This is a genomic window from Delftia sp. PX-1 (assembly GCF_055797465.1).
In genome coordinates this window covers 3,215,182-3,240,787 of record NZ_CP184763.1, presented here as the reverse complement: position 1 = coordinate 3,240,787, position 25,606 = coordinate 3,215,182, and the positions used below count along the sequence as shown (strand labels likewise).

The 25,606-nt window shown below is 66.6% G+C and carries 29 protein-coding genes; 14 read left to right on the top strand and 15 right to left on the bottom strand.

Annotated features, from left to right (window positions below; translation table 11 throughout):
* Window position 1 precedes the first annotated feature (1 nt).
* The 6 genes from ACN20X_RS14985 to ACN20X_RS14960 all read right to left on the bottom strand — a co-directional run bounded on the left by ACN20X_RS14985 (window position 2) and on the right by ACN20X_RS14960 (window position 4,640).
* Complete coding sequence (locus ACN20X_RS14985; protein ID WP_016448111.1) at window positions 2–301, bottom strand: hypothetical protein; 300 nt, start codon at window positions 299–301, stop codon at window positions 2–4.
* 227 nt (window positions 302–528) lie between these two features.
* Entirely contained in the window at window positions 529–939 is a 411-nt protein-coding gene (locus ACN20X_RS14980) for a hypothetical protein (RefSeq protein WP_016453657.1), read from the bottom strand.
* Entirely contained in the window at window positions 936–1,223 is a 288-nt protein-coding gene (locus ACN20X_RS14975) for a hypothetical protein (protein WP_016453658.1), read from the bottom strand. Before ACN20X_RS14975 ends, ACN20X_RS14980 begins: the two co-directional genes overlap by 4 nt.
* Window positions 1,224–1,450: 227 nt before the next feature.
* Window positions 1,451–2,434 (bottom strand): tripartite tricarboxylate transporter substrate binding protein, encoded by a 984-nt coding sequence (locus ACN20X_RS14970; protein WP_016453659.1) that lies wholly within the window; start codon window positions 2,432–2,434, stop codon window positions 1,451–1,453.
* Between the two features lie 77 nt (window positions 2,435–2,511).
* Window positions 2,512–3,657, bottom strand: coding sequence for a CaiB/BaiF CoA transferase family protein (locus ACN20X_RS14965; protein WP_332317136.1), 1,146 nt, complete (start codon window positions 3,655–3,657; stop codon window positions 2,512–2,514).
* A 29-nt stretch (window positions 3,658–3,686) separates the two neighbouring features.
* Complete coding sequence (locus ACN20X_RS14960) at window positions 3,687–4,640, bottom strand: hydroxymethylglutaryl-CoA lyase (protein ID WP_473209529.1); 954 nt, start codon at window positions 4,638–4,640, stop codon at window positions 3,687–3,689.
* 114 nt (window positions 4,641–4,754) lie between these two features.
* Here ACN20X_RS14960 and ACN20X_RS14955 point away from each other — a divergent pair, with 114 nt between their 5' ends.
* The 4 genes from ACN20X_RS14955 (at window position 4,755) to ACN20X_RS14940 (ending at window position 7,593) form a co-directional block, all read left to right on the top strand.
* Window positions 4,755–5,678: a LysR family transcriptional regulator gene (locus ACN20X_RS14955; protein ID WP_046983529.1), complete on the top strand. Its 924-nt coding sequence runs from the start codon at window positions 4,755–4,757 to the stop codon at window positions 5,676–5,678.
* Window positions 5,679–5,747: 69 nt separating this feature from the next.
* The gene (locus ACN20X_RS14950; RefSeq protein WP_370690609.1) at window positions 5,748–6,401 is read left to right on the top strand and encodes a cytochrome b/b6 domain-containing protein; all 654 of its coding nucleotides are present in this window, start codon (window positions 5,748–5,750) and stop codon (window positions 6,399–6,401) included.
* Window positions 6,398–7,189: a molybdopterin-dependent oxidoreductase gene (locus ACN20X_RS14945; RefSeq protein ID WP_473209528.1), complete on the top strand. Its 792-nt coding sequence runs from the start codon at window positions 6,398–6,400 to the stop codon at window positions 7,187–7,189. The genes ACN20X_RS14950 and ACN20X_RS14945 overlap by 4 nt, the downstream gene beginning before the upstream one ends.
* A gap of 104 nt (window positions 7,190–7,293) precedes the next feature.
* Window positions 7,294–7,593, top strand: coding sequence for a pentapeptide MXKDX repeat protein (locus tag ACN20X_RS14940; RefSeq protein WP_016448119.1), 300 nt, complete (start codon window positions 7,294–7,296; stop codon window positions 7,591–7,593).
* 141 nt (window positions 7,594–7,734) lie between these two features.
* Here ACN20X_RS14940 and infA read toward each other — a convergent pair whose 3' ends face one another.
* Both infA and ACN20X_RS14930 read right to left on the bottom strand, forming a co-directional pair.
* Complete coding sequence (gene infA, locus ACN20X_RS14935) at window positions 7,735–8,001, bottom strand: translation initiation factor IF-1 (protein ID WP_016448120.1); 267 nt, start codon at window positions 7,999–8,001, stop codon at window positions 7,735–7,737.
* Between the two features lie 489 nt (window positions 8,002–8,490).
* Window positions 8,491–9,879 (bottom strand): GntP family permease, encoded by a 1,389-nt coding sequence (locus ACN20X_RS14930; RefSeq protein ID WP_016453662.1) that lies wholly within the window; start codon window positions 9,877–9,879, stop codon window positions 8,491–8,493.
* 235 nt (window positions 9,880–10,114) lie between these two features.
* On the opposite strand from ACN20X_RS14930, the gene ACN20X_RS14925 reads away from it, so the two are divergent.
* Window positions 10,115–10,846 carry a nucleotidyltransferase domain-containing protein gene (locus ACN20X_RS14925; protein WP_232357002.1) on the top strand — a complete coding sequence of 244 codons (732 nt, stop codon included), beginning with the start codon at window positions 10,115–10,117 and terminating at the stop codon, window positions 10,844–10,846.
* A gap of 21 nt (window positions 10,847–10,867) precedes the next feature.
* Here ACN20X_RS14925 and hpaH read toward each other — a convergent pair whose 3' ends face one another.
* From hpaH to ACN20X_RS14910, 3 genes are read right to left on the bottom strand one after another with little or no spacing between them, the layout of a single operon-like run.
* Window positions 10,868–11,668 (bottom strand): 2-oxo-hept-4-ene-1,7-dioate hydratase, encoded by an 801-nt coding sequence (hpaH, locus tag ACN20X_RS14920; protein WP_012204968.1) that lies wholly within the window; start codon window positions 11,666–11,668, stop codon window positions 10,868–10,870.
* A 13-nt stretch (window positions 11,669–11,681) separates the two neighbouring features.
* Window positions 11,682–12,635, bottom strand: coding sequence for a dioxygenase family protein (locus ACN20X_RS14915; RefSeq protein WP_016448123.1), 954 nt, complete (start codon window positions 12,633–12,635; stop codon window positions 11,682–11,684).
* Between the two features lie 18 nt (window positions 12,636–12,653).
* Window positions 12,654–13,634 (bottom strand): Bug family tripartite tricarboxylate transporter substrate binding protein, encoded by a 981-nt coding sequence (locus tag ACN20X_RS14910; protein ID WP_016448124.1) that lies wholly within the window; start codon window positions 13,632–13,634, stop codon window positions 12,654–12,656.
* 139 nt (window positions 13,635–13,773) lie between these two features.
* Here ACN20X_RS14910 and ACN20X_RS14905 point away from each other — a divergent pair, with 139 nt between their 5' ends.
* The 8 genes from ACN20X_RS14905 (at window position 13,774) to ACN20X_RS14870 (ending at window position 21,122) form a co-directional block, all read left to right on the top strand.
* Entirely contained in the window at window positions 13,774–14,664 is an 891-nt protein-coding gene (locus ACN20X_RS14905) for a LysR family transcriptional regulator (RefSeq protein ID WP_473210815.1), read from the top strand.
* Between the two features lie 87 nt (window positions 14,665–14,751).
* Window positions 14,752–15,741 carry a LacI family DNA-binding transcriptional regulator gene (locus tag ACN20X_RS14900; protein WP_473209527.1) on the top strand — a complete coding sequence of 330 codons (990 nt, stop codon included), beginning with the start codon at window positions 14,752–14,754 and terminating at the stop codon, window positions 15,739–15,741.
* Window positions 15,742–15,820: 79 nt separating this feature from the next.
* Complete coding sequence (locus ACN20X_RS14895) at window positions 15,821–16,846, top strand: ABC transporter substrate-binding protein (protein WP_252651580.1); 1,026 nt, start codon at window positions 15,821–15,823, stop codon at window positions 16,844–16,846.
* A complete protein-coding gene (locus ACN20X_RS14890) occupies window positions 16,843–17,700 on the top strand; it encodes an ABC transporter permease (protein WP_319072920.1) in 858 nt (285 codons plus the stop codon). The genes ACN20X_RS14895 and ACN20X_RS14890 overlap by 4 nt, the downstream gene beginning before the upstream one ends.
* A 119-nt stretch (window positions 17,701–17,819) precedes the next feature.
* Window positions 17,820–18,587: an ABC transporter permease gene (locus ACN20X_RS14885; RefSeq protein WP_473210814.1), complete on the top strand. Its 768-nt coding sequence runs from the start codon at window positions 17,820–17,822 to the stop codon at window positions 18,585–18,587.
* Window positions 18,577–19,638 carry an ABC transporter ATP-binding protein gene (locus tag ACN20X_RS14880; RefSeq protein ID WP_016448130.1) on the top strand — a complete coding sequence of 354 codons (1,062 nt, stop codon included), beginning with the start codon at window positions 18,577–18,579 and terminating at the stop codon, window positions 19,636–19,638. Before ACN20X_RS14885 ends, ACN20X_RS14880 begins: the two co-directional genes overlap by 11 nt.
* On the top strand, window positions 19,625–20,485 hold the full coding sequence (locus ACN20X_RS14875; RefSeq protein WP_312840640.1) for a phosphodiesterase: 861 nt from the start codon (window positions 19,625–19,627) through the stop codon (window positions 20,483–20,485). Before ACN20X_RS14880 ends, ACN20X_RS14875 begins: the two co-directional genes overlap by 14 nt.
* Before the next feature lie 46 nt (window positions 20,486–20,531).
* Window positions 20,532–21,122, top strand: a complete 591-nt coding sequence (locus tag ACN20X_RS14870; RefSeq protein WP_016448132.1) for an HD domain-containing protein — start codon at window positions 20,532–20,534, stop codon at window positions 21,120–21,122.
* 25 nt (window positions 21,123–21,147) lie between these two features.
* Here ACN20X_RS14870 and ACN20X_RS14865 read toward each other — a convergent pair whose 3' ends face one another.
* The 3 genes from ACN20X_RS14865 to ACN20X_RS14855 all read right to left on the bottom strand — a co-directional run bounded on the left by ACN20X_RS14865 (window position 21,148) and on the right by ACN20X_RS14855 (window position 23,194).
* Window positions 21,148–21,441, bottom strand: coding sequence for an IPTL-CTERM sorting domain-containing protein (locus ACN20X_RS14865; RefSeq protein WP_473209526.1), 294 nt, complete (start codon window positions 21,439–21,441; stop codon window positions 21,148–21,150).
* Window positions 21,429–22,358, bottom strand: coding sequence for a DUF11 domain-containing protein (locus ACN20X_RS14860; protein ID WP_473209525.1), 930 nt, complete (start codon window positions 22,356–22,358; stop codon window positions 21,429–21,431). Before ACN20X_RS14860 ends, ACN20X_RS14865 begins: the two co-directional genes overlap by 13 nt.
* A 350-nt stretch (window positions 22,359–22,708) precedes the next feature.
* Complete coding sequence (locus ACN20X_RS14855) at window positions 22,709–23,194, bottom strand: winged helix-turn-helix transcriptional regulator (RefSeq protein ID WP_473209524.1); 486 nt, start codon at window positions 23,192–23,194, stop codon at window positions 22,709–22,711.
* Window positions 23,195–23,308: 114 nt separating this feature from the next.
* Between ACN20X_RS14855 and ACN20X_RS14850 the strand changes: the two genes are divergently transcribed.
* Entirely contained in the window at window positions 23,309–24,607 is a 1,299-nt protein-coding gene (locus tag ACN20X_RS14850) for a D-amino acid dehydrogenase (RefSeq protein WP_016448135.1), read from the top strand.
* A gap of 57 nt (window positions 24,608–24,664) precedes the next feature.
* On the opposite strand, the gene ACN20X_RS14845 is transcribed toward ACN20X_RS14850, so the two are convergent.
* On the bottom strand, window positions 24,665–25,561 hold the full coding sequence (locus ACN20X_RS14845) for a LysR family transcriptional regulator (RefSeq protein ID WP_013802902.1): 897 nt from the start codon (window positions 25,559–25,561) through the stop codon (window positions 24,665–24,667).
* Between the last annotated feature and the right edge of the window lie 45 nt (window positions 25,562–25,606).

The window sequence follows — 25,606 nt, the reverse complement described above, 5'->3', positions numbered from 1 at the left end:
ATCACTGCTGCGGATGGGGCGGCGGCCCGCCTGCGCCGGGTCCGCCGGCTGGCATGGCCACCAGCTGCCCGTTCAGGCTGCGGCAGGTGCCGGCCAGCGTCTTGCCATCGGGCATGGTCAGCGTCACGCTGTCACCTTCGGCCTTGCCCTGGCAGGCGGTATAGGCCTCGGGCGGCGGCGACGGCGGATTGCCGTGCCCCCCGTGGCCCTGCGCATGGCTGCAGGCCGCCGCGAAGGCCGCCACAGCCAGCACCAGTGCCGGGCGAATGCGTGAAGCGTTGGTTTGCGAGAAATCAATCATGGTCTTTTCCTGGAGTTGCACAGGAATTCTTGCGACCAATCTGGGGGGAAATTGGGAGAAGTGGACGTGGGTTCTGCAACATCGTCTGATGGCTGCACCCGGCTTACATTGCCTGCGGACAAGGCGTACGTGAACTCCTTGCCGTTGTCCACCATCAGCTTGTTGATTCCCATCGGGCAAGGCACCTGCGACACAGGACAGGCCCGGCGGCCGTGGCAGGACCCTGCTTATTTGGACACTGCCTGATAAGCGGCCTGCACCGCGCGCACAAGGGAAGGATGCAGGACTCCCAACTTGGGCGTCTGTCCATGGGGAGCTGCAGGCGGCACTGCAAACCACTCTGCCGTATACGGCAGATCCAGGGCCTGCTTGAGATTGAATTTCGTGTCATAGCTCAACCCGGCAGCCGCATAGGCCACGGGATTGCGCTCGCGCAGGATGGCGAACTCGCCCTTGTACAGCGTGGTAGTGCGCTGGCTGGTGCCGTAGGCGACTCGCACCGTGAACTGCGGAGCATCGTCATCGAAGACCACCAGGATCAGCGCGGGCCGAGGCTTGGGCCCGGAAATGATGTCTTGCGGGAAATAGCACCAGACGATGTCGCCCGCCGTGGGCTCATCCCACCAAGGCGCGGTCACAGCGTCTCCAAGTCGAACAAGCTCGACTTCACCGAGCGTTGCTCTCCTTGCGGCACTTTTTTCTTGATTTGCCTGACCTGGGCTGCCGTCAAGGGGCCGTCATCCGCCTCGTACTGCGGCAGCATGCGTACGGCAAGCTCATGCAGCGCACGGTGTATCGCCTGCGTTTCATCAACACCAAGATGCTCGGCCAGGCGCTTGGCGGTTTCTCGCGTGACGCCGGTGGCGCTGTCCACTGCGCGGTAGCGGAAGGCAATCTGGTTGGCGTTTGTGCGGGTCGGCATATTCAACTCCTTTGGATATATCAAAGATATCCACCCTGCCAGTACATGTCAACGATGCCCATGAATCGACCATGCCTCGGGCATGTCGGCAAAGCGGTACCACCCGGACCTTTTCACGCCCATCTGAAGACTGCCTGCGCGGCCGTGGGGCCTTGCGCGCAAGGCAGCAGCGCGTTCAGAAACTTCGCCCGCAGGGATACAGCCGACCAGATCAGGGCCATCCGGACTTACTCCAGCGTGACATTGGCCTTCTTGACCAGGCGCGCAAAGCGCTCCTGCTCGGAGCGCAGGAACTGGGCTGCCGCCTCGGGGCTGTTGAGCACGGTGTATTCGTCGCGCCGTGCAAAGCCGGCCTTGACCTCGGGGTCGGCAAAGGCAGAGGCGATGCCGTCGTGCAGGCGCCGCACCTGGGCGGGCGGCATGCCCTTGGGGCCGATGGCGGCCACCCAGCCGGCGATGTCCACGCCGGGAAAGCCCTGCTCGGCCACGGTGGGCACATCGGGCAGCGATGCCACGCGCTCGCGGCCCATGATGCCGATGGCACGCAGCGCGCCGGATTTGAGGTGCGCCTGCGCCGTGCCCACGGCGATCACGCCGAAGTCCACCTGCCCGCTGAGCAGGTCCACCACCATCTGGCCCACGCCCTTGTAGGGAATGTGGCGTGCCGTGGTGCCGGCCGCGTCCAGAAAGACTTCGGCCGCGAGGTGGAAGATGGTGCCGTTGCCGGACGAGGCGTAGTTGAGGTCGCCGGGCCGCGCCTTCATGAGCGCCTGCAGTTCGCGCGCATTGCGCGCCGCCACCTTGGGGTGGACGACCAGCACGAAGGGCGAACCGCCGACGATGGACAGCGGCGTGATGTCGGCCAGGCTGTCGTAGGGCAGCTTCTTGAAGACGCTGGGGTTGACGGCGTGGTTGTTGGAGATGAAGGCGATGGTGTTGCCATCGGCCGGCGCCTTGACCAGGGCCTGCGTTCCCGTGATGCCGCCCGCGCCCGGCAGGTTCTCCATGACCACGGGCTGGCCGCCCAGCGAGCGCACCAGCGCAGTCTGGGCCGAGCGCACGATGGTGTCGGCGCCCGAGCCTGCCCCCACGGGCAGGATGACGCGCAGCGGCGTGCCATTTTGGGCGCGCACGCCCAGGGCAGCGGCCCCCAGCGATGCGCCGGCCAGGGCCAGCAGGGTGCGGCGGCGGAAGGGATGGGACGAGTGCATGGGGTTGTCTCCTTTTTGTGTTGTCTCATGCGCGCCGGGGTGGTTTTTCTGCGGCCTTCGGCGCCCGGGGATGGCTGTCAGGTCCGTGATGCAAGGGCTCCGAGGATTTCTTCGGTGTGCTCGCCAATCCCGGCCAGCGGCATGCGCACGCCGGGACGGTGGCCGTTCATGAGCAGGGGCAGCAGCACCACGTCGGTCTGGCCGCCGTCTTCGGTCTGCATGGAAGCCAGGCCGCCGCTTTGGCGCAGGTGCGGGTCGTCCACCAGTTGCTCGGGCCGCGTGATGGGCGCGTAGGGAATGCCTGCGGCCTCCAGCTGCGGCGCAAGCCGGGCCGATTCATGGCCGGCCAGGATGGCGCCCAGCTCGGCCAGCAGTTGGGGGCGCACGGCCACGCGGGCGGCGTTGTCGGCGTATTCGGGGCGCTGCAGCAGGTCGGCGCGGTCCAGCACGCGGCACAGGGTGGCGAACTGCTTGTCGCTGACGGCGCCGATGAACAGTTGCTCGCCACCGGCCAGGGTGAACACGTCGTAGACGCTCCAGGCCGACACGCGCGAGGGCATGGGCGGCGGTGCCTCTCCCGTCATCAGGTACTGCTGCATGTGCTGGGAGGACAGGAAGACGCAGTTCTCGAAAAGCGCGCTTTGCACCTCCTGGCCGCGCCCGGTGCGCTCACGCTCGCGCAGGGCCGCGAGCACGCCGATGGCGCCGAACATGCCGCCCATGATGTCGTTGACGCTGGTGCCCGCGCGCAGCGGCCGGCCCACAGGGCCGGTCATGTACGACAGGCCGCCCATCATCTGCACCACCTCGTCCAGCGCCAGGCGCTTCTCGTAGGGGCCGGGCAGAAAGCCCTTGTGGCTGACGTAGATGAGACCGGGCGCGCGCTGCGACAGCGTGGCGTAGTCCAGGCCCAGGGACTGCATGAGGCCGGGGCGGAAGTTCTCCAGTACCACATCGCTGCCAGCGGCCAGCTCGGCAGCGGTGGCGCGGCCCGCTTCGGTGGTGATGTCCAGCACCACGCTTTTCTTGTTGCGGTTGAAGCTGCGGAAAAAGCCGATGCCCAGGCCGGGCAGCGTGCGCGTTTTGTCGCCGCCCGGCGGCTCGACCTTGATGACTTCGGCGCCCAGGTCGGCCAGGATCATGCCGCAGGTGGGGCCCATGACCATGTGGGTGAATTCGATGACGCGGATGCCGGACAGCGGCAGCAGGGGTTCGGTGGCCATACAGGTGTGCTCGTGGGAAGGTAAGGGGTTCATGCAGCGGCGGTGGCTGCGTCGGCGGTGACGCTGCGCGGCAGGCCCGCGCGCCACAGTGCGCCATGCAGGCTTTCGCCATCCAGCCAGGCGGCCACCTTGGCGCGCAGGCGCAGCAGGGCCTCGATGTCCAGGCCCGTGTCGATGTCCATGGTGTCCAGCATGAAGGCCAGGTCTTCGGTGGAGGCATTGCCGCTGGCGCCGGGCGCATGGGGGCAGCCGCCGATGCCGGCCAGCGTGGCGTCGAAGCGCGTGACGCCGGTTTGCAGTGCGGCATGCACATTGGCCAGCGCCAGGCCACGCGTGTCGTGGAAGTGGCCGCACCAAAAGCGTTCGCCCGCAATGCGCCGCGCCTGCTCGAACAGCGATTGCACCTGGCCCGGCCCGCCATGGCCCACGGTGTCGGCCATGCTGACGCGGTCGGCCCCCGCGTCCAGCAGGGCCTGCATGCAGCGCAGCACCTCGGCCGGCTCCACCCTGCCCTGCAGCGTGCACCCGAAGGCCGTGCCAATGCCGCCCTCGATCAGCATCGTCGAACCTGCGGCATCGCGTGCGGCACGCATGCGGGCCACCTCGGCCACGACCTCATCGGGCGTCTTGCGCAGGTTGGCCAGGCTGTGGGCATGGCTGGCCGACAGCGGCACCAGCATCAGGTCGGCCCCGCTGGCAAGGGCGCTTTCGGCTCCGCGCAGATTGGGCACCAGCACGGAGACGAACAGGCCCGGCAGCGTTCGGGCATAGGCCACCAGCTCGCCCGTGTCGGCCAGTTGCGGCAGCAGGCGTGCGGGGACAAAGGAGCCGACTTCGATCTCGCGCTGGCCGGCAGCGTAGGCGTCGCGTATCCATTCCTTCTTGCGCTCGGTGGACAGCACGGTCTGGATGCTTTGCAGGCCATCGCGCAGGCCGACCTCGCGGATGACGGCGGACTGCGGGGCACGGATGGGTTCTGGCATGGGAAGGTTCGCGTGGGGTGGTTTGTCTTGAATGGCACTTTAGACATTCCAACCAGCGTGCAGAAGCGATAATTTTTCGCCTCAGAGTTTCCCGAATGGAAATCCATAACCACCATGAAAGACCTGGACCTGACCACCCTGCGGCTCTTTGTCGCGGCCTGCGACCTGGGCAATATCGCCCGCGCGGGCGAGCAGCAGCACATCGGCTCATCGGCCATCAGCAAGCGCATGGCGCTGCTGGAAGAGCAGGTGCAGGCCCCGCTGCTGGAGCGCCACCGCCGGGGCGTGGTGCCCACGGCAGCCGGGCTGATGCTGCTGGAGCATGCACGCGCCATGCTGGCCAGCGCCGACCGCGCGGCCCGCGACATGGCGGCCTACCAGCATGGCGTGAAGGGACAGGTGCGGATACTGGCCTCGGTCTCGTCGATTGCCGAGTCGCTGCCCGATGACATTGCGGCCTTTCTGCAAAAGCCCGAGCACGCGCAGATCCGCGTGGACATCGAGGAGCTGACCAGCAGCGAAATCATCCGATCCATCCGCGAAGGCCTGGCCCTGGTGGGCGTGTGCTGGAACGCGGCCGATCTGGAGGGCCTGCAGACCCTGCCCTACCGCTGCGACACCCTGGCCGTGGCCGTGCCGGCCGGCCACCCGCTGGCCTTGCGCGACAGCTGCAGCTTCAGCGAAACGCTGGATTGCGAGCATGTGGGCCTGCCCGCCTCCACGGCCGTCTACACCATGCTGGCGCGGGCGGCGGCCATCATCGGCCGGCCCCTCAATTACCGCGCCGTGGTCAGCTCCTTCGACGCCACGATCCGCTGCGTGCGCGCCGGCCTGGGCGTGGCCATCATGCCCAGGGAGATCCTGGGCATGGCGGGCTCCGGTCAGGGCGGGCAAGGTGTGCAAGGCGTGAACATGGTGCCGCTCACCGATGCCTGGGCGCGGCGGCAGTTCGCCATCTGCTTCAGGGACGGCAGCCGGCTATCGCCTGCGGCGCGCACGCTGGTGGACTATCTGGCCGGGTGCGCCCAGGCGGGCTGAGCCGGCCTTGGGAGTTATCACGATTAATTGAAGTTTGCGTGATACATCCGCTACAGGGTCCCTCCAACAATGGGACCCATGAACACCGCCCTCATCACCCCCCAACCGGCACAGCCCAAGGATGGCCAGCGCATCCACCCGCTGTGGCTGCGCCTCACGCATTGGCTCAATGCGCTGGCCGTGGTCATCCTGGTGACCAGCGGCTGGCGCATCTACAACGCGGCGCCGTTCTTTGATTTCAGCTTTCCGGGCTCGATCACGCTGGGCGGCTGGCTGGGCGGGGCGCTGCAATGGCATTTCGCGGCCATGTGGCTGCTGGTGTTCAACGGACTGCTGTACCTGCTGCTCAACATCGCCAGCGGCCGGTGGCTGCGCAAGTTCTTTCCCATCACGGTGCAGGGCGTGCGGCAGGACCTGGTGTCCGCCCTCAAGGGCCGGCTCTCGCATGCCGACCCGGCCCGCTACAACCATGTGCAAAAGCTGGCCTACCTGTTCGTGGTGCTGGACCTGGTGGTGATCGTGCTGTCGGGCCTGGTGCTGTGGAAGTCGGTGCAGTTCCCGCTGCTGCGCGAGCTGCTGGGCGGCTATGAGTCCGCAAGGCGCGTGCACTTCTTCGGCATGGCTGCGCTGGTCGCCTTTGTGGTGGTGCACCTGGCAATGGTCGCCCTGGTGCCCCGGACCTTCCTGACCATGATCCACGGCCGTGCGCCCAAGACACCATGAAAATCTTCAAAGCCCCTTCCCTGCCCGGCGTCGATGGCGCGGCCGTGGTGCACGAGGCACGCTCGCTGATCGCCCGCAAGCTGGACCAGCCCGCACGCCGCGCCTTCTTGCAGCGCTCGCTGACGCTGGGCGGCCTGTCCCTGCTCACGGGCTGCAGCATCAGCGATGACAGCCACGTCGAGGCCGCGCTCAATCAGGTATCGCGCTTCAACGACCGCGTGCAGGGCCTGCTGTTCAGCCCCACGCGGCTGGCGCCCACCTATTCAGCAGCCGAGATCACGCGCCCCTTCCCCTTCAATGCCTACTACGGCGAGGACGAGGTGCGCGAGGTGGACGAGGCCAGCTGGCGCCTGGAAGTGACCGGCATGGTCGCCGACCGCCATGCCTGGAGCCTGGCCGAGCTGCGCGCCATGCCGCAGGAAGAACAGATCACGCGCCATATCTGCGTGGAGGGCTGGAGCGCCATAGGCCGCTGGGGCGGCGTGCGTTTCGCCGATTTCCTGCGCCATATAGGCGCCGACACCAGCGCCAAGTACGTCGGCTTCAAGTGCGTGGACGACTACTTCACCAGCATCGACATGGCCACGGCCCTGCATCCGCAGACGCTGATGGCATTGACTTACGACGGGCAGCCCCTGCCGCCCAAATATGGCTTCCCGATGAAGCTTCGCATGCCCACCAAGCTGGGCTACAAGAACCCGAAGCACGTCCAGGCCATCTTCGTCACCAACACCTACTCCGGCGGCTACTGGGAAGACCAGGGCTACAACTGGTTCGGAGGCAGCTGAGGGGCCTCACAAGCCGCTGTGCCGCCAACGAAGGTGCGAGGCCGGGCCATGCAAGGCCGGCCGATTGTGCAACCTGCAAACCGCTAATCCAAAGGAAGACTCAAATGACCAAGTTCACCACCACCGTGCTCGCCGCCTGCCTCGCCCTGGCCGGCGCCACCTCGGCATTCGCTGCGGATGAGATGTCCAAGGACGGCATGTCCAAGGGCGCAATGACCAAGGATTCCATGTCCAAGGATGGGATGAAGAAGGACTCCATGTCCAAGGACGGGATGAAGAAGGATTCCATGTCCAAGGATGGAATGAAGAAGGACTCCATGCACAAGGACGGCATGCACAAGGATGGCATGTCCAAGGACGCAATGAAGAAGGACTCCATGGGCAAGGACGGAATGTCCAAGTAAGCCGGGGAACTCGCCTGTCCCGGCCGATGCCGCCCGGGCGGCCGGGCTGGCGGGGCTGCCGGCCATGGGACCAAGCGCAAAGCCGGGTCCTTTCTGTGCACCCCCCATGCCCGCTCCGAGGCAAGAGCGGGCTGGCAGACCTCAGCGGCGCTGGGGTGGGCGCTGGCCCGGGGCGCCGCCGGAGCGTTGCTCAATATGACGGAACGTGAGACGGCCCTTGTTCAGGTCATAGGGCGACATCTCGAGCGTGACCTTGTCGCCGGCCAGCACGCGGATGCGGTGCTTGCGCATTTTTCCGCCGGTATAGGCGATGAGCTGGTGGCCGTTTTCCAGCGTTACGCGGAAGCGGGAATCAGGCAGCACTTCGTCTACCCGGCCTTGCATTTCGATCAGTTCTTCTTTAGCCAATGGGACTCCTGTGAGTACATGTTGAAAGGGGTGCGTCGCCGCAAGTTGCCGGTGCAGCACCATGCTGCGGCCTTGGGCCAGCGCAGGATGACCGCCGCACACAGGCAGCGGATCATCGGAAAAAAGGGAAAGAGGCCCCTGCAGGTGGCAGGGAGAGTGCGGGCCCGGGGAAGGGTGTTGGACCCGCGTGGTGCTCGCCGATGGGAGTGACAGTTGCGGACTTCGTCACAGTGGGCGGCCAACGGCAGTCCGGGGACTGCAAGAATGTCAGACGGGCACTGAGGAGGCGAACAACAAGGACAGCACCTCCAGCAGTATAGGTCAATTGCCGGACCCGCGTTGAAGCGGCGCCGGGTACCGCACCTGTACGGGGCGGCATTTTCCCTGCCGCGACTGGGGCAACTCGCAGTCGAACCGGAAGAAGTGCCCTCTCTTGGTGGTTGCCGCGGCATCGAAGCGGCCGCCGTCGGCCCGCCTCATGCCTTTCACCTATCCCAGCTTGGGCAGCAGGTTGAACAGCAGCACCATCAGCAGGCCCACAAAGGACACGATGGACTGCACCACGGTAATGGTCTTGGTGGCCTCGCCCATGCTCATGCCGAAGGACTCCTTCACCATCCAGAAGCCCGCGTGGTTGGCATAGTTGAAGAACAGCGAACCGCAGCCGATGGCCAGCGCCAGCAGCGGCACGTTCAGCGAAGGATCGGAGGCCGCCAGCGGCGCCAGCAGGCCCGCCGCGCCCACGATGCCCACGGTGGCCGAGCCGGTGGACACCGACAGCAGCATGGCGATCATCCAGCCCAGCACCAGCGGAGGCAGGGCGAACTGCTGGGTCATGTGGACGATGGCATCGCCCACCTTGGCGCTGGTCAGGATCTGCTGGAAGGCACCGCCGCCCGCAATGATGAGCATGATGCCGGCGATGGGCTTGAGGCTCTGGCCCAGCGCGTCGCGCAGCTTCTCTGCATCGGCGCCGCGCAGATAGCCCAGGGTGATGGAGGCAAACACCACGCCCAGCAGCATGGCCACCAGCGGATTGCCCAGGAAGGCCGCCGCATGCAGCAGGCCCGAATCCTTGGGCAGAAGCACCTCGGCCAGCGCATGCACCAGCATCAGCAGCGCGGGCAGCAAGGCGCACAGCACGCCCATGCCGATGCTGGGCGCACTGCCCTCCCCGCCTTCCTTCTTGCCTGATGTGAACTGCTCCAGCAGGGCTGCATCGGGGCGCGTACTCATGCGCGGCGTGATGAAGGCGCCGTACAGCGGGCCGCCCAGCACCATGGCGGGAATCACGGCCAGAAAGCCGTACAGCATGGTCGGGCCGACCGTGGTGTGCAGCGTGGCAATGGCAGTGAGCGGGCCCGGGTGCGGCGGCACCATGCCGTGCATGGCGGCCAGCGCGGCGATCACGGGCACGCCCACATAGACATAGGCCGATCCCTTGAAGCGCTCATTGCTTTCCAGCTTGCGCGCCACGCTGAAGATCAGCGGCAGCATGACCACCAGCCCCACCTCGAAGAACATGGGAATGCCGATCACGAAGGCCACCAGGGTCATGGCCCAGGGAATCATGCGCTCGGACGTGCGCTGCAGGATGGCACTGGCCAGCCGCTCGGTGGTGCCGGAGTCCGCCAGGATCTTGCCCAGCATGGCGCCCAGGGCAATCACCACGCCCACCGCGCCCAGCGTCTTGCCGGCCCCGTTGGTGAGGTTCTTGACGATCTCGCCCGGCGCCATGCCGGTGGCAAAGCCCACGCCGATGGAAACCACCAGCAGCGCCAGCAGGGGATGAAGACGAATGCGCGAGACGATCAGCGCGACCAGGACCAGCACGCTGGCCAGCGCGATGAGCAGCAGTTGGGTATCGAATGAAGACATAGGAGGCTTGGAGTTGTGTTTTTATGATGGACGCCCGCACGCTGGGATGCATGCGGTTTCCAATCGCTACAAATCCTATGCCTGACCCTGAAGGGGGCCTGTAGGCTCCAGGCTTGTTCGCAGGAGACTGGCTCAGAGCCGTGCCTCCCGTTCCACTACTGCAAGACCAATGAACAACCTCGGCTCCGCTGGCACTCTCGAAGTCTTTGTCAGAGCCCCCATCCAGCCGGAATTTGTGGATTTGGTGGCAGATGCGCGCGCAGCCATCGCCAGCGCCCTCGGCGAGGCGCTGGACAGCCTCTACCTGTATGGCAGCGTGGCGCGCGGCTGCGCAAGGGCGGGCTTCTCGGACCTGGACCTGACGGTGGTCCTGGTGCGCTGCCTTAGTGGACAGGAGAGCGCCCGGCTGGAGCAGCTGCGCCAGGACCTGCAACTACGTCACACAGAAGTCGTGAAGATCGATTTCGACCTGGGCACTCGGCAAGAGGTGCTGGACCCGGCCCATCTCTACAGCTGGGGCTACTGGCTCAAGCATGAGTGCCGCTGCATCCATGGAGAAGACCTGGCGCAGCAGTTTGAGGCGTTCGAGCCGTCCAGGGCGATTGCACAAGCCGTCAATGGTGACTACGTGCAGGTGCTGAACGACTACCTGCAGCGCATTGCCGGAACCCGGGACGACATGGAGGCCCTGCGCCTGCAACGCGAAGCCGCACGCAAGCTGATCCGGGCCACCAATGTGCTGCGCCCCTGCTCAGGGGGTTTCTGGCCGCGCACGCTGGAGGAGTTCGCCGGATGTTTTTCAGAGCGCCACCCGGAATTGGCAGAGTCCATCGATTTCTTCCTGATCCAGGCCAGGGCACCGTGTATGCCCAAAACACTCTTCAGTGCCCGGCTTTCCAGCTTTCTGGAATGGTTGCACCGGCAGCAGCAGTTGCTGGCATCGGAGCTGGATCCATCGGTCCCGTGAAGGCCGGACGGCAGGCATTTCCTATTCCGTGAACGACACCCCGATGGAGCCCAGCGGTCCAAAGTCCGCATGGATGGTGTCACCGGCCGTGACAGCCGTGGGCCGAGTGAAGGAGCCCGCCAGGAGGATGTGTCCGGCCTCCAGCGCGATGCCATGGCCCGCGAGCTTGTTGGCCAGCCAGACGATGCCCAGGGCGGGATGGCCCATGACGGCAGCCGAGACACCTGACTCCTCAATCACGCCGTTCTTGGACAGGGTGGCGGCCACCCAGCGCAGATCGATGTCCATGGGGCGCACGATGCGCCCTCCCGTGACCATGGCGGCGGCTGCGGCGTTGTCCGCGATGGTGTCGCAGATGCTGCGCGGCACCTCGGTACGGTAGTCGATGATCTCAAGCGCAGGCGTCACATAGGCCGTGGCGTCCAGCACGTCATAGACCGTCACCGGCCTGCCGCCCGGCCGGGTGCCGCCCAAGGACTTGCCCAGGACAAAGGCAAGCTCCACCTCCAGGCGGGGCCGGTGGAATTGCGAAGCGCATATCCGGGCGCCATCCGCATGGACCATGTGATCCAGCAGCACGCCGTAGTCCGGCTCATTCATGCCGGAAGCCATCTGCATGGCGCGCGAGGTCAGGCCGATCTTGTGGCCCACGATGCGCGCGCCAGCCTTGACCTTGGCCTGCGCCCACAGTTGCTGCACGGCGTAGGCATCGGCTATCTCCATGGCCGGCCAGGTCCGGCTGACCTGGGCGATGGGCTGGCGGCTCTGTTCTGCCTGCAGCAGCGCATGGGCCGCGTCCTGGCGTTCGGTGGCATCGATCATTTCCGGGCTTTCCTCAGTGAGTGTCTGTACAGCGCTCCAGCACGGTGAGCGTCGGGCGCTCCCCGCCGGCCTTGCCGGTGATCGGGGGCTTGGGCAGCCGAGCCTCCCCTGGCTCGATCACGAAATGGTGGTCCAGCGTGTACCAGGCGCCATGCACGTCGTCTGCCGGAGGGGTCTCGCCCGAGTGAAGAACGTACTGTCCGATCAGCGCCCGCGTCACGCCGAACTGCACATCAGTCTCCAGGTGCGGATCGTCACTGGAATACACCTGGGCAAACTGCGTCTTGAAGCCGGGCTTGTAGATCATGAAGTGGATGTGGGCCGGGCGCATGTTGTGCCGGCCCTGCGCGCGCAGCAGGGCGCCCACCGGGCCGCTCAAGGGAATGGGATAGCCCACGGGCTTGATGGTGCGAAAGGTGATGCACCCTGCGGCATCGGTCCTGAACTTGCCGCGCAGGTTCATGTCGGCCTGCTCCGGGTCCTGGTTCTCATAGAAGCCCTCGGACGACGCATGCCATACATCGACTTCGGCATCCGGCACGGGCCGACCCTGCCGGTCGCACACCCAGGCGTTCACGAACACGGGCATGCCCGGCGTGGGAGAGCGGACGATGGAGCCGCCGTTTTCCGTGGGCGGAGAATCCATGCGCCAGAACGGGCCCATCAGGTTGGCCGTGGTTTCCGTCTGGCCGTTGTCCCCGTTGTTGAGCAGGCAGACCAGGGCGGAGACGCCCAGCGAGCCGGCAATGAGCACCACCTCGTTGTGCGAGGCCGTGGTCAGTTGCCCCAGCCGGGCGATGAGGGCGCAGGCCTGGTGGAACTCCGCCTCCGACAGGCGGGCGTCCCGTATGAAGCCGTGCAGATGGGTGACTGCGGCGGTCATGATCTCCTTGAAGCGGGGATCGCTTGACTGCTGCAATTGCTCCAGCACGGCGGCCGTCACGTCGCTCTGCTTTTCGATGATCATGGCAACTTTCTCCATTTTCTAGTCCAGCCTGACGCCAGACGATTTCACGAGTTCGGCATATGCGGCCCTGCCCTGCCTGAGCGAGGCCGCCAGGGCGTCCGGGCTTGCGCCCAGCGGTCTCATGCCGTTGGGCGCAAGCACCGTGGCCGCAATCTCCTGCCGGACGATGACAGCGGCGGCTGCATTGATTTTGCGCACCACGGCTGGCGGCGTGCCCGCAGGCGCCATGAGGATGAAATTGACTTGCGGGTCGAGCCGCGCAAAGCCTGCTTCGGCCAGGGTGGGCACATCCGGCAGCAAGGGGCTGCGCGATGGACCCGTGACGGCCAGCGGCCTCATGGCACCGCTTTTCAAATACTGAAGCGCCGGCCCGCCAATGCCGCCCAGCACCAGTTGGACCTGGTTGGCCAGAACATCACGGATGGCGTCGGGATAGCCCTTGTAGGGCACGTGCACCAACTCGATGGCAGCCATCCGGGAAAACGCATCCATGGCCAGGTGGACGATGTTCCCCGTGCCGAACGAGCCATAGTTCAGCGTGCCCGGCCTGGCCCTGGCCAGGGCCACCAGTTCAGCGATGCTGGCAGCGGGCACCTGCCTCGCGCTGGACAGCACCATCTGCAACTGCGCAAGATCCGCGACCGGCGCGAAGTCCTCCAGCGAATAGGGCAGCTTGCGGAACAGATGCGGGTTGAGCGTGAAGACGCCGTCATCGCACAGCAGCAGGGTGTAGCCATCGGCGGCGGCCTTGGCCACGAGGCTGGCCGCGATGATCTGGTTGCCCCCGGGCCGGTTGTCGACCAGCACCGGCTGCTTCCACCGGGCGCTCAACTGCTGGGCCACGCTGCGTGCGAGAACGTCGGAGATGCTCCCTGCGGAGTAGGCCAGGACCAGGGTGACAGGCCTGTCCGGAAAGGCCTGCGCCGCGCCGCACAGCGGCACCAGCGCGCAGGCCCAGACGCCGATGATCCGCGCGATCCGCGTGATGAGTGAATGCATGGCCTGTCTCCTCCTGAATGCGTCGTGGCTGCGATGGCAGGGGTTGTGCAAACCATTCTCGAGTGCCCTCCCCATACTGTCCAATACCGAATCAGCGATCGGCCATACCATTCAGGTATCTCCAAAAAAGGGAATGGCCATGGATCTGCGGCATATGCGTTACTTCCTCGCCCTGGCACAGGAGCAAAGCGTCAGCCGTGCGGCCGAGCGGCTGCACATGGCGCAGCCGCCCCTGTCGCGGCAGATGCGCCAGATGGAGGAGGACCTCGGTGTGGAACTGTTCGTGCGCAAATCCCGGGGCATAGAGCTGACCGAGGCTGCGCACTCCCTTTTGCGCGATGTTCCGAACATCCTGGAACTGGCCCGGCTGGCCCGCGAACGTGCGCTTCGGGCAGGAAAGGGGCTGCTGGGTGATCTGGACATCGGCATCTTCGGCTCGGGGGTGCTGAACGTCATCCCTCGCCTGATCGGGAGCTTTCACACGCAGCGGCCCGAGGTCCGCATCCGGCTTCACAACCTGACCAAGGGCGAGCAGATCCAGGCCTTGCGGGAACACCGGATCCAGGTGGGCTTTCACCGGCTGCCCCCGACCGAGCCCGACCTGGCCGTGCGCCTGGTGCTGCGCGAGCCCATGTACGTGGGCATGCATGAAGGCCATCCGCTCAGCACACGCGCCGGGATTTCCATTCGCGACCTGGAGCGCCAACCCATGATCCTGTACCCGAACACGCCGCTGGCGGGACTGGCGCAGGAGGTGATGGCAGCGTTTCGCCGCGAAAAAGTGCAGATCGAGGTCATGCAGGAGGTGGAGGACGTCACCACTTGCATCGCCCTGGTCAGCGCAGGCCTGGGGCTGTGCATCACGCCCGAATCGGGAACCATGCTGAGATTGCCGGGCGTCGTCTTCCGCCCGCTGCGCTCCCGCTTTCTCAAGGACATCGAGTTGAGCTGCGTCCACCGCCGGGACGATACCTCTGCCCTCCTGGCGGCGTTCATGGAGGTCGTCAGAGACTACCCGGGCAGCGCCTGAACTGCCACAAAAGCCTCAAACCTTCGTCACCTCCCTGTCACGCGCAGCGGGTGCAATGTAAACGTTTTCAAGAAATCGTTTACATCCATGAGCATCACCGAGGTTGCACGCCGCGCGGGCCTGTCCGTCGCCACTGTTTCGCGGGTTTTCAATTCGCCGGAGGTGGTCAATGCGCAAACGCGCAGCACGGTGCTGCGCGTGGCGCAGGAAGTGGGCTATGTGGCCAATGCCAGCGCCCGCACGCTGCGCACGCGCAGCAGCAAGGTGCTGGGCGTGGTGCTGCCCACGCTCACCAATCCGGTGTTTGCCGAGTGCCTGCAGGGCATTGCCTCACAGGCGGCGCTGCGCGGCTATGCGATTTCGCCTTGCACCACCGAATACGACCACGCCGGTGAAGACGCGGCCACCACGCGGCTGCTGGCCAGCGGGGTGGATGCGCTGGTGCTGGTGGTCTCCAACCCTGGCGATTCGGCGGCGCTGGCGCGTGTGCGCCAGGCCGGCAAGCCCTATGTGCTGGCCTATCACCACACCCATGAGCATGCCTGCGTGGGCGTGGACAACACGGGCGCCGTCAGGGAGCTGGTGCTGCGCCTGGCTGCGGCAGGCCACAGCCGCATCGGCATGGTCACGGGCCAGTTGCGCGCGTCCGACCGCGCCCAGCAGCGCTGCCGTGGCTATGCGCTGGGCATGCAGGCCGCAGGCCTGTCGCCGCTGCCGGTCTGGGAGGTGCCCTTTGCCGCCACCGCCGTGCAGATGCTGCAGCAGCACCTGAGCGAGCAGGCCCCGCCCACGGCCATTGTCTGCAGCAACGATCTGCTGGCGATACGCACCATCCGCGCGGCATCGCTGGCCGGGTTCTCCGTGCCTGCGGACCTGAGCGTGGTCGGCTTTGACGGGATTGCCATGGCCGGCGATCTCACGCCTTCGCTGGCCTCGATTTCCCAACCCAACCACGACATCGGCTCGGCCTGCGTGCGCCTGCTGTGCGATGCGCTGGCGGGCAAGAAAACCCTGGCCGCGCAGGACAGCCTGTGCCTGCCGCATGGCTGGCGCAGCGGCGAGTCCTGCCGGCTCTGAAACCAACAACAGCGGCCCGCGCAAGCCAAGGCCGCGCCCTTCCCTTCCCCACGCTCCCCCACCTCTTCGAGTACGCACCATGAAACTGACTGCCCTCCCCTTCAAGCTCTCCTTCAAGCGCCTTGCCCTGCTGGCCGCCACCACCGCCGTCTGCGGCACGGCGCTGGCCCAGAGCGCCATCTGCTACAACTGCCCGCCCGAATGGGCCGACTGGGGCACGCAGATCAAGGCCATCAAGGCCGATACCGGCATCACCGTGCCGCCCGACAACAAGAACTCCGGCCAGTCGCTGGCCCAGCTGGTGGCCGAGAAGGCCAGCCCCGTGGCCGATGTGACCTACCTGGGCGTGACCTTCGCCATCCAGGCGCAGAAAGACGGCGTGGTCGCCGCCTACAAGCCCGCGCACTGGGACCAGATTCCCGCCGGCCTCAAGGACCCCAAGGGCGAGTGGGTGACCATCCACTCGGGCACGCTGGGCTTCATGGTCAACAAGGCGGCGCTGGGCGGCAAGCCCGTGCCGCAGTCCTGGGCAGACCTGCTCAAGCCCGAATACAAGGGCCTGGTCGGCTACCTGGACCCGGCCTCGGCCTTCGTGGGCTATGTGGGCGCCGTGGCCGTGAACCAGGCCATGGGCGGCACGCTGGACAACTTCCAGCCCGCCATCGACTACTTCAAAAAGCTGCAGAAGAACGAGCCCATCGTGCCCAAGCAGACCTCGTATGCGCGCCTGCTGTCGGGCGAGATCGGCATCCTGCTGGACTACGACTTCAACGCCTACCGCGCCCGCTACAAGGACAAGGCCGACGTGGACTTCGTGATCCCCAAGGAAGGCACCGTGGTCATGCCCTATGTGATGAGCCTGGTGAACAAGGCGCCGCACACGGACAACGGCAAGAAGGTGCTGGACTATGTGCTGTCCGACAAGGGCCAGTCCATCTGGGCCAACGCCTACCTGCGCCCCGTGCGCGACGTGGCCCTGCCCAAGGAGGTGGCCGGCCATTTCCTGCCCGCCAGCGAGTACGCACGCGCCACCTCGGTGGACTACCAGAAGATGGCCGATGTGCAAAAGGGCTTCTCCACGCGCTACCTGCGTGAAGTGCGTTGAGCCGGGCGGACTGCATCGTGGGCATTCCCTCCCAAGCGCCAGGCGACTGGCGCGCCCGCGCGCTGCTGCTGGCCTGCAGCGCGCCGGCCGTGGCCTTCTTCGCGGCGTTCTGGCTGCTGCCGGCCGGCCTGCTGCTGGCGCTGCCGGCGCGTGAAGGCTGGCGCACCTATTTCGCCACCCTGACCGACGCGCTGTACCTGCAAAGCCTGCTGCAGACGCTGGCCCTGTCGCTGGCCGTGACCGTGGCCACGCTGCTGATCGGCGCGGTGATGGGCATTGCGCTGGCGCGCCACCGCTTCACGGGGCGCGGCCTGCTGCTGTCGCTGCTGACGCTGCCGCTGTCGTTTCCGGGCGTGATCATCGGCTTTTTCATCATCCTGCTGGGCGGGCGCCAGGGCGCGCTGGCCGACCTGTCGGTGGCCCTGGGCGGTGAGCGGATCACCTTCGCCTACGGGCTGCTGGGCCTGTTCCTGGGCTACCTGTACTTCTCGCTGCCGCGCGCCATTGCCTCCTACACGGCAGCGGCCGAGGCGCTGGACCCGCACCTGGAGGAGGCCGCGCGCTCGCTGGGCGGCAACGGCTGGCGCGTGGCGCGCGATGTGTGGTGGCCGCAGCTGCTGCCCACCACGCTGGCCTGCGGCGCCATCGTGTTCGCCACGTCGGTCGGCGCCTTCGGCACGGCCTTCACCCTGTCGAGCAAGTTCGAGGTGCTGCCCATCACCATCTACAACGAGTTCACCAACTACGCCAACTTCGCCCTGGCCGCCAGCCTGTCGATCAGCCTGGGGCTGATCACCTGGCTGGTGCTGTGGCTGTCGCGGCGCTGGGCGGGTCCCGCCGCCACAGGAGTCTGACCATGCGGACCACACAAGAAAATGGCCCCCACGCTGCCCTTGCAGCGCAAGGTCCGCTGCCCCCCGAAGGGGCCGCTTTTTGCCTTGGGGCGGCCCGGCGGCCAAAAATGCCGCCGCTGATGTGGCTGGTGACCGCCACCGTCACCCTGTTCATGCTGGCGCCCATGCTGCTGTCCGTGCTGGCCGGGCTGGTGCAGAACTACGGCCAGGGCCTGTCCAGCGGATTGACCACGCGCTGGCTGGCCGAGGTCTGGGCCGGCTACGGCAATACCGTGCTGATGTCGCTGCTGCTGGCCTGCGCCTGCGTGGCCATGACCTTGGTGCTGGGCGTGCCCTGCGCCTATGCGCTGGCGCGCAGCCGCTCGTCCTGGGCCCGGCATTTCGAGGAGCTGCTGACCCTGCCCGTGGCCATTCCGGGCCTGGCCAGCGCCCTGGCCCTGCTGCTGGCCTATGGCAGCGTGGCCGCCTTCCGCCAGAGCTTTGCCTTCATCCTGGTGGGCCATGTGGTGTTCACCCTGCCCTTCATGGTGCGCATGGTGGGCTCGGCGCTGCGCCGCCAGGAGCTGGTGGCGCTGGAGGAGGCTGCGCGCAGCCTGGGCGCCTCGTTCGCGCAGCGCTTCCTGGGCGTGCTGGTGCCTGCCGTGCTGCCCGCCATCGTGGCCGCCTGCCTGATGGTGTTCACCCTGTCCATGGGCGAGTTCAACCTGACCTGGATGCTGCACACGCCGCTGACGCGCACCCTGCCCGTGGGCCTGGCCGACAGCTATGCGTCCATGCGCATCGAGGTGGGCTCGGCCTACACCCTCATCTTCCTCATCGTCATCCTGCCCGTGATGTGGCTGCTGCAGGCGCTGGGGCATTTCATCGAGAAGCATTATGGAAAGTAACAGCGTCGCCATCGACATCCGGCAGTGCGCCAAGACCTATGCCGACGGAACGCGCGGCCTGCAGGCCACCGACCTGCGCGTGGAGCCCGGCGAGGTGCTGGCCCTGCTCGGACCCTCGGGCTGCGGCAAGACCACGCTGCTGCGCATCATCGCGGGGCTGGAGACGCCGGATGCGGGCAGCCGCATCGCCTTCGGCGACACCGACGTCACCCGCGTGCCCATAGAAAAGCGCCAGGTGGGCATGGTGTTCCAGCACTACGCGCTGTTCCCGCAGATGAGCGTGCAGGCCAACATAGCCTACGGCCTGCGCATACGCGGCGTGTCCGAGCAGGAGCAGCGCCGCGTGGTGGGCGAACTGGTGGACCTGGTGCGCCTGAACGGCCTGGAGCACAAGCGCCCGGCCGAACTGTCCGGCGGCCAGCGCCAGCGCGTGGCCCTGGCCCGCGCCGTGGCATCGCGCCCGCGCGTGCTGCTGCTGGACGAGCCGCTGACCGCGCTGGACGCCAAGCTCAAGGAAACCCTGCGTGACGAACTCGCGCAGCTGCTGCGCCAGCTGCGCATCACCGCCGTCCACGTCACGCACGACCAGCAGGAGGCCATGGCCATTGCCGACCGCATGGCCGTCATGCAGGCAGGCCGCATCCTGCAGGTGGGCGACGGTGAGAGCCTGTACCGCCGACCGGCCCATCCCTTTGTCGCCACCTTCCTGGGGCGCGTGAACCAGGTCGAACGCAGCGAAGACGATGCGCGCAGCAACCGGCTGGCGCTGGCCGGCATGGAACTGGCCTGCCCGGCCGAATGCACGGGCGCGGCCCGGCTGCTGCTGCGCCCTGAAGACATCGAGGTCTGCGCCGCCGGCACGCCGGGCGCCGTGCCCGCATCGGTGGCGCGCCGAGTCTTCCTGGGCGACCGCCTGCAGCTCACGCTGGAGCTGGCGGGCCACACGCCGCTGATGGCCGACGTGGCCCGCGACCACGCCGCGCAATCGGGCGACCGCGTGGCCTTGCGCATCGCCCCCCACCAATGGATGCCCAACCATGCCCACGCCTGAAACCCTGCGCCCCTCCATGACCACCTTCCTGGCCCAGCTCACCGACCTGCACATCCGCGAACCCGGCCGCCTGACCTACCGCCGCATCGATACCGCCCAATACCTGGAGCGCACGGTGCAAAGCGTGCTGGCCCTGCCCCAGCAGCCGCACGCCCTGGTGATCACCGGCGACCTGACCGACTTCGGCCGGCCTGCCGAATACGCCCACCTGCGCAGCCTGCTGGCGCCGCTGGGCACGCTTCCCATCTACCTGCTGCCCGGCAACCACGATGACCGCGACGCGCTGCGCACCGCCTTTCCCGAGCATCCCTGGCTGCGCAGCGAAGGCTTCATCCAGTACGCCGTGGACATTGGCGCGCTGCGGCTGATCGCGCTGGACACCGTGGTGCCCGGCCACAGCGAGGGCGCGCTGTGTGAGGAGCGCCTGCAATGGCTGGAGCTGCAACTGGCCGCCAGCGAAGGCCGCCCCGTGGTCATCGCCATGCACCACCCGCCCTTCGAGACCCTGATAGGCCACATGGACAAGATCGGCCTGCTGCAGGGTGCCCAGGCGCTGGAAGACCTGGTGCGCCGCCACCCCAACGTGCAGCGCGTCATCTGCGGCCACCTGCACCGCAGCATCCAGGTCGCCTTTGGCGGCACGGTGGCCATGACCTCGCCTGCGCCCGCCCACCAGGTATGCCTGGACCTGGCGCCCGATGCGGCATCGGCCTGGACGCTGGAGCCGCCCGGCTTCATGCTGCACGCCCTGCCGCCTGGCGGCCGACTGGTCAGCCATGCCGTGGCCAGCGGCCAGTTTGACGGCCCGCACCCGTTCTGGGATACGCAGGGGCGGCTGATCGACTGAGCCCGGACGCGCGCGGCCCTGGTGAAAGCCGACGAGAATATCCGCCATGGATATCAACAACATCAAGGGCCGCCTGGACTTCCTGCGCGAGGCGGAAAAGCTCAAGAGCGTGCTGCGCAGCGCCCACACCTCCACCGGCCGCACCGAAAGCACGGCCGAGCACAGCTGGCGCCTGTGCCTGATGGCCATCGCCTTCGAGGACCAGTTCGCACAGCTGGACATGCTCAAGCTGCTCAAGCTGTGCGTGATCCACGACCTGGGCGAGGCCATCCACGGCGACATCCCCGCCGTGGAAAAGAACCAGCACCCCGACAAGAGCGCGCAGGAAAAGGCCGACCTGCTGCACCTGACCCGCTCGCTGCAGCCCGGGCACCGCGACGCCATCATGGCCCTGTGGCAGGAGTACGAAGACGCCGCCACCCCCGAGGCCCGCGCCGTCAAGGCCCTGGACAAGCTGGAGACCATCCTGCAGCACAACCAGGGGATCAATCCGCAGGATTTCGACTACGGCTTCAACCTGGGCTACGGCAGGAAGTACACGGGCGCCGATCCTCTGTTCGCCCAGGTGCGCAGCCTGCTCGACGAGGACACGCGCCAGAAAATGGGCGCCGCCGCGCAGGACGCCAGCGCGACCTAGCTGCGCCAGCGCCCCTGTGGCCGCGTCAGCGGCCCGCGCCGACCCGCTGGCGCCGCCCCAGCCCCATCCATCCGATGGCTGCGGCCAGCAGGCTCAGGACCGCAAGGGCTGTGTGCTGCAGCGTCGGCACGGGGGTCACCTGGCCACCGCCGGGGAAAGCCGCCACCGTATTGATGGACGCGGAAGCCATGCACGGCACCGTTCCCACGACCTGCCCTGCTTGCATGCACTGCACCGACGGGTCCCCGGCATCCACGGTGGCCACATTGGTAATGGTTGCGGGCGCCGGGTTGGACACGCTGGCCATCACGGTGAACACCAGCGAGTCTCCTGCCGCGAACACGGGCACCGTGACTGCCAGCGATCCGGAGCCTGACGCCACGGGACATGGCGTGCTGGCGCCGGGCGTACAGGTCCAGTGGCGCGCTCCAGGCCGGCAGGCAGGCTGTCGGCAATCTGCGCCTGGGTGGCGGCCACGGTCCCCGTATTCCTGACGGTGATGATGTAGCGCACCTCCTGCCCCGCCTGCACCTGGCCTGCGGGCGAGATGCTGTGGGTCAACGACAGGGCAGGATGCACGGCCTCCCTGTGCCAGGACATGACGTTCTGGTTTTGCACGGGCGCCCCGGTCCACGCAACGGACACGCCGTTGTCGGGCATCTCATAGGTCCCCAGACAGGTGTCGCTCTCACCCGAATGGCTGACCTGCTGGGATGTTTCCGAGAACAGGGAAGCGCACATCGCGTTGTTCACCGCCGCCACCTGTTCCGTGGCCATTTCAAACCGGCTCAGCATATCCACATCATTGGGAGATCCACCCGGGCCAACGCCATTGATGGAGCGGTGCGGATTGTTTCCCGTCAGCCAGCGTTGAAGGTGGATTCTGTTTCTCACGATATTGGACCCACTGTCCGTGGAAACCCTGAATATGAATGCGCGCACATCCGGATCGGCACTGCTGTAGGTGTTCAATCCGTCCGAGAAACTATAGGAAGTGACCAGCGCCCTTATTTCGCTCTCGTCCAGGTCGGGCTGCAAGGGTGCGGCCGTTTCAAACCAGCCGGCCAGGCGGGCGGTCCTCGGATAATCCTGGCATGAGCCGTGAGGCCCCAGGGGACAAGCCGTGCGATCCTGGAAATCCGAGTAGGAGGTTCTCATCTCCCCGAAGTAACGCGTCACTTGCGCGCTGGCGGGGGGGCAGGCCGAGATTGCTGCACCGGCCATCAAGGCAGCCATGAGGGCGTGATTTATCATAGAACTCCCAGTGATATATAGATTTGAACTATCAAGGTATCACTGGTATTGAACTTTAAAAATCACCAATCCCAAAAATTCACCCTTCAATGACAAATATTTGCAATACCGCCATTGGAATGGAACTCCAAGTTGCCGTCCTGCCTACTTTTCAACGGAGAGCGCCGATGAATGCGGAACTCCATAACAACCGATCTGCCGCCTGATATCCATTTTGATTGGATCGCACAATACCCCATTTGAATCAAATCTATTGTGACAAACGTTTCAAGCAGTAAATAACAATAAGGAATGGGGGTAGATCCGACCCTGGAACGCCGAGGACGGCTCCCTCACCGGTCCACAGGCAGCGACAGCGTCTCCTTGACCTCCTCCATCACCACATAGCTGTGCGACTCGGCCGGCACGGGCAGTTTCTTGAGGATGTCGCCCAGCAGGCGGCGGTACTCGCGCATGCCACCCAGGCGGGCCTTGACCAGGTAGTCGAAGCTGCCCGAGACCAGGAAGCACTCCAGCACGTCGGGCACGTGCAGCAGTTCCTGGCGCACCTTGTCGAAGACCTCGCCCGATTTGGACGACAGCTTGATCTCCACGAACACCAGCAGCGTCTTGCCCAGCGCCTCGGGCGACAGATGGGCGTGGTAGCCGGTGATCACGCCATCACGCTCCAGGCGGCGCACGCGCTCCGAGCAGGGCGTGGCCGAGAGGCTGACCTGCTCGGCCAGCTCGGTCATGGAGATGCGGCCATCGCGCTGCAGGATGTCGAGGATCTTGCGGTCGGTGCGGTCGAGTACGCGGTTTTCACTTCTGGCGGCCATGGCGGTGCTTCCCGGGGATGATCAATCACTGGAGAGTATCAATATTTCAGTGGTTTCCACTGCCTCATCGTCAATAGACTTTGATTTCATCTTGTTGACCTGGCGGTGAATCCCATGAAAGTCCTTGTTCTTGGCGGCGGTGTCATCGGCGTGACCAGTGCGTACTACCTGGCGCGGGCCGGTGCCGAGGTCACGGTGCTGGACCGGCAGGATGCGCCCGCGTCCGAAACCAGCTTTGCCAACGCAGGCCAGGTCTCGCCCGGCTACTCCACGCCCTGGGCGGCGCCCGGCATTCCGCTCAAGGCCCTGAAGTGGATGCTGCAGGAACACGCGCCGCTGGCCGTGCGCCTGGACGGCAGCCTGTTCCAGCTGCGCTGGATGGCGCAGATGCTGCGCAACTGCTCTGCCCAGCGCTACGCCGTCAACAAGGAACGCATGATGCGCGTGGCCGAGTACAGCCGCAGCTGCCTGCAGCAGCTGCGCGCCGACACCGGCATCGCCTACGAGCAGCGCACGGGCGGAACGCTGCAGCTGTTCCGCACCCAGGCACAGCTGGACGCCGTGGAGCGCGATGTGGCCGTGCTGCGCGAATGCGCCGTGCCCTACGAACTGCTGGACCGCGACCAGCTGGCCCAGGTGGAACCCGCGCTGGCCCAGGCGCGCGACCGGCTGACCGGCGGCCTGCGCCTGCCCAAGGACGAGACCGGCGACTGCCACCGCTTCACCAATGAATTGGCCCGCATCGCCACCGGCCTGGGCGTGGAGTTGCGCTTCAACCAGAACGTGGATGGCCTGGTGGTCGAAGGCGGCCGCATTGCCGGCGTGCGCGTCAATGGCGAACTGCTGACCGCCGACCGCTACGTGATGGCCTTCGGCAGCTACTCGCGCCAGGCACTGGAGCCGCTGGGGCTGGACCTGCCCGTCTACCCCGTCAAGGGCTATTCGCTCACCGTGCCGCTGGGCAACCCGGCGCTGGCGCCGCAGTCCACGGTGCTGGACGAGACCTACAAGATTGCCGTCACCCGTTTTGACGACCGCATCCGCGTGGGCGGCATGGCCGAGCTGGGCGGCTTCGACCTGCGCCTGGACCCGCGCCGCCGCGCCACGCTGGAGCTGGTGGTCAACGACCTGTTCCCGGGCGGCGACGTGGCGCGCGCCAGCTTCTGGACCGGGCTGCGGCCCATGACGCCGGACGGCACGCCCATCATCGGTGCCACGCGCTACTCCAACCTGTTCCTGAACACCGGCCACGGCACGCTGGGCTGGACCATGGCCTGCGGCTCGGGCCGGCTGATCGCCGACCTGATCACCGGCCGCAGCCCCGAAATCAGCACCGACGGCCTGGCCCTGGACCGCTACACGCACCGGCCGGCCCGGCACCTGGGGGGCAGCTCCACGCCCGTCTCTGCCTGAGCGCAAGACACCTTGAACATCTGAGGCCAGCCTGCACCGGCCCTGCGTTACGGGCCGCTACCCCAGCGTCAGGTCCCGCAGCGCGGACATCAGCGGCGACCAATGGGCCTTGGGGTGGCTGATGAGAAGCCAGCTGCGGCGCGTGCGCAGCTCGGGGATGGGCAGGGACTGCAGGCGCTCGGGATTGCTGCGCAGCACATGGCTGGGCACGTAGCACAGCAGATCGGTCTGGCCCACGATGTCGATGGTGGCCTCGGTGTTGTGCTGGATCTCCAGGGCCACGGTGGGCGCGCCCAGGCCCTGGGCCGCGAAGGCCTCGTCCACCACCTTGCGCACGGCGGCGCCCGGTGCCGGCAAGGCCCAGGAGTAGCCCTGCAAATGCCCGAACCTCAGGCCCTGCTCCAGCGCCAGCTGGAACAGCGGGTGGCGTGGCCGTGCGGCGGCCCATAGCTCGTCCTCGCCAATGACCACCTGGGCGCAGCGCGTGGCATGGCCCGGGTAGGACGGCACCACGGCCAAGTCCAGGCTGCCGTCGAGCAGCGCGCGCTCCAAGTCGTCGGACTTACCCACGGTCAGCCGCACGCGCAGGCCGGGGCGGCGGCGCAGCAACTCGGCCACGGCCCGGGTGGCGCGGCTTTCCGAGGTGGCCTGCGTGAAGCCCAGGCGGATCAGGCCCACATGCTGGGCCTGGATGTCGCTGGCGGCGCGCATCGTCTCCTCATGCCGCAGCACCAGTTGACGCGCAGGCTCCATGAACAGCTGGCCGCTGCTGGTCAGCGCCACGCCATGCGTTCCGCGCGTGAACAGGGCCGCTCCCACCCCCTGCTCCACGCGGCGCACGATCTTGGAGACGGCCGGCTGGGTCAGTTGCAGGGCAGCGGCCGCACGCCCGAAATGGCCATGCTCGGCCACGGCCAGAAAGCAGGCCAGCTCGTTATAGGCAAATCCCGTCATGCCATTCCTTGTCAACGAAGAAAAACGAGAAAGCTTGCTACCTTG

Coding starts and splice junctions, on each gene's coding strand:
- ACN20X_RS14970 (WP_016453659.1), bottom strand. CDS start 2,434: ATGCACTCGTCCCATCCCTTCCGCCGCCGCACCCTGCTGGCCCTGGCC.
- ACN20X_RS14895 (WP_252651580.1), top strand. CDS start 15,821: ATGAAACTGACTGCCCTCCCCTTCAAGCTCTCCTTCAAGCGCCTTGCC.
- ACN20X_RS14975 (WP_016453658.1), bottom strand. CDS start 1,223: ATGCCGACCCGCACAAACGCCAACCAGATTGCCTTCCGCTACCGCGCA.
- ACN20X_RS14910 (WP_016448124.1), bottom strand. CDS start 13,634: ATGCATTCACTCATCACGCGGATCGCGCGGATCATCGGCGTCTGGGCC.
- ACN20X_RS14855 (WP_473209524.1), bottom strand. CDS start 23,194: ATGGCCGCCAGAAGTGAAAACCGCGTACTCGACCGCACCGACCGCAAG.
- ACN20X_RS14940 (WP_016448119.1), top strand. CDS start 7,294: ATGACCAAGTTCACCACCACCGTGCTCGCCGCCTGCCTCGCCCTGGCC.
- hpaH (WP_012204968.1), bottom strand. CDS start 11,668: ATGATCGATGCCACCGAACGCCAGGACGCGGCCCATGCGCTGCTGCAG.
- ACN20X_RS14870 (WP_016448132.1), top strand. CDS start 20,532: ATGGATATCAACAACATCAAGGGCCGCCTGGACTTCCTGCGCGAGGCG.
- ACN20X_RS14960 (WP_473209529.1), bottom strand. CDS start 4,640: ATGCCAGAACCCATCCGTGCCCCGCAGTCCGCCGTCATCCGCGAGGTC.
- ACN20X_RS14930 (WP_016453662.1), bottom strand. CDS start 9,879: ATGTCTTCATTCGATACCCAACTGCTGCTCATCGCGCTGGCCAGCGTG.
- ACN20X_RS14985 (WP_016448111.1), bottom strand. CDS start 301: ATGATTGATTTCTCGCAAACCAACGCTTCACGCATTCGCCCGGCACTG.
- ACN20X_RS14900 (WP_473209527.1), top strand. CDS start 14,752: ATGAGCATCACCGAGGTTGCACGCCGCGCGGGCCTGTCCGTCGCCACT.
- ACN20X_RS14885 (WP_473210814.1), top strand. CDS start 17,820: ATGTGGCTGGTGACCGCCACCGTCACCCTGTTCATGCTGGCGCCCATG.
- ACN20X_RS14875 (WP_312840640.1), top strand. CDS start 19,625: ATGCCCACGCCTGAAACCCTGCGCCCCTCCATGACCACCTTCCTGGCC.
- ACN20X_RS14945 (WP_473209528.1), top strand. CDS start 6,398: ATGAAAATCTTCAAAGCCCCTTCCCTGCCCGGCGTCGATGGCGCGGCC.
- ACN20X_RS14955 (WP_046983529.1), top strand. CDS start 4,755: ATGAAAGACCTGGACCTGACCACCCTGCGGCTCTTTGTCGCGGCCTGC.
- ACN20X_RS14915 (WP_016448123.1), bottom strand. CDS start 12,635: ATGATCATCGAAAAGCAGAGCGACGTGACGGCCGCCGTGCTGGAGCAA.
- ACN20X_RS14965 (WP_332317136.1), bottom strand. CDS start 3,657: ATGGCCACCGAACCCCTGCTGCCGCTGTCCGGCATCCGCGTCATCGAA.
- ACN20X_RS14950 (WP_370690609.1), top strand. CDS start 5,748: ATGGGACCCATGAACACCGCCCTCATCACCCCCCAACCGGCACAGCCC.
- ACN20X_RS14880 (WP_016448130.1), top strand. CDS start 18,577: ATGGAAAGTAACAGCGTCGCCATCGACATCCGGCAGTGCGCCAAGACC.
- ACN20X_RS14860 (WP_473209525.1), bottom strand. CDS start 22,358: ATGGCTGCCTTGATGGCCGGTGCAGCAATCTCGGCCTGCCCCCCCGCC.
- ACN20X_RS14845 (WP_013802902.1), bottom strand. CDS start 25,561: ATGACGGGATTTGCCTATAACGAGCTGGCCTGCTTTCTGGCCGTGGCC.
- ACN20X_RS14850 (WP_016448135.1), top strand. CDS start 23,309: ATGAAAGTCCTTGTTCTTGGCGGCGGTGTCATCGGCGTGACCAGTGCG.
- ACN20X_RS14905 (WP_473210815.1), top strand. CDS start 13,774: ATGGATCTGCGGCATATGCGTTACTTCCTCGCCCTGGCACAGGAGCAA.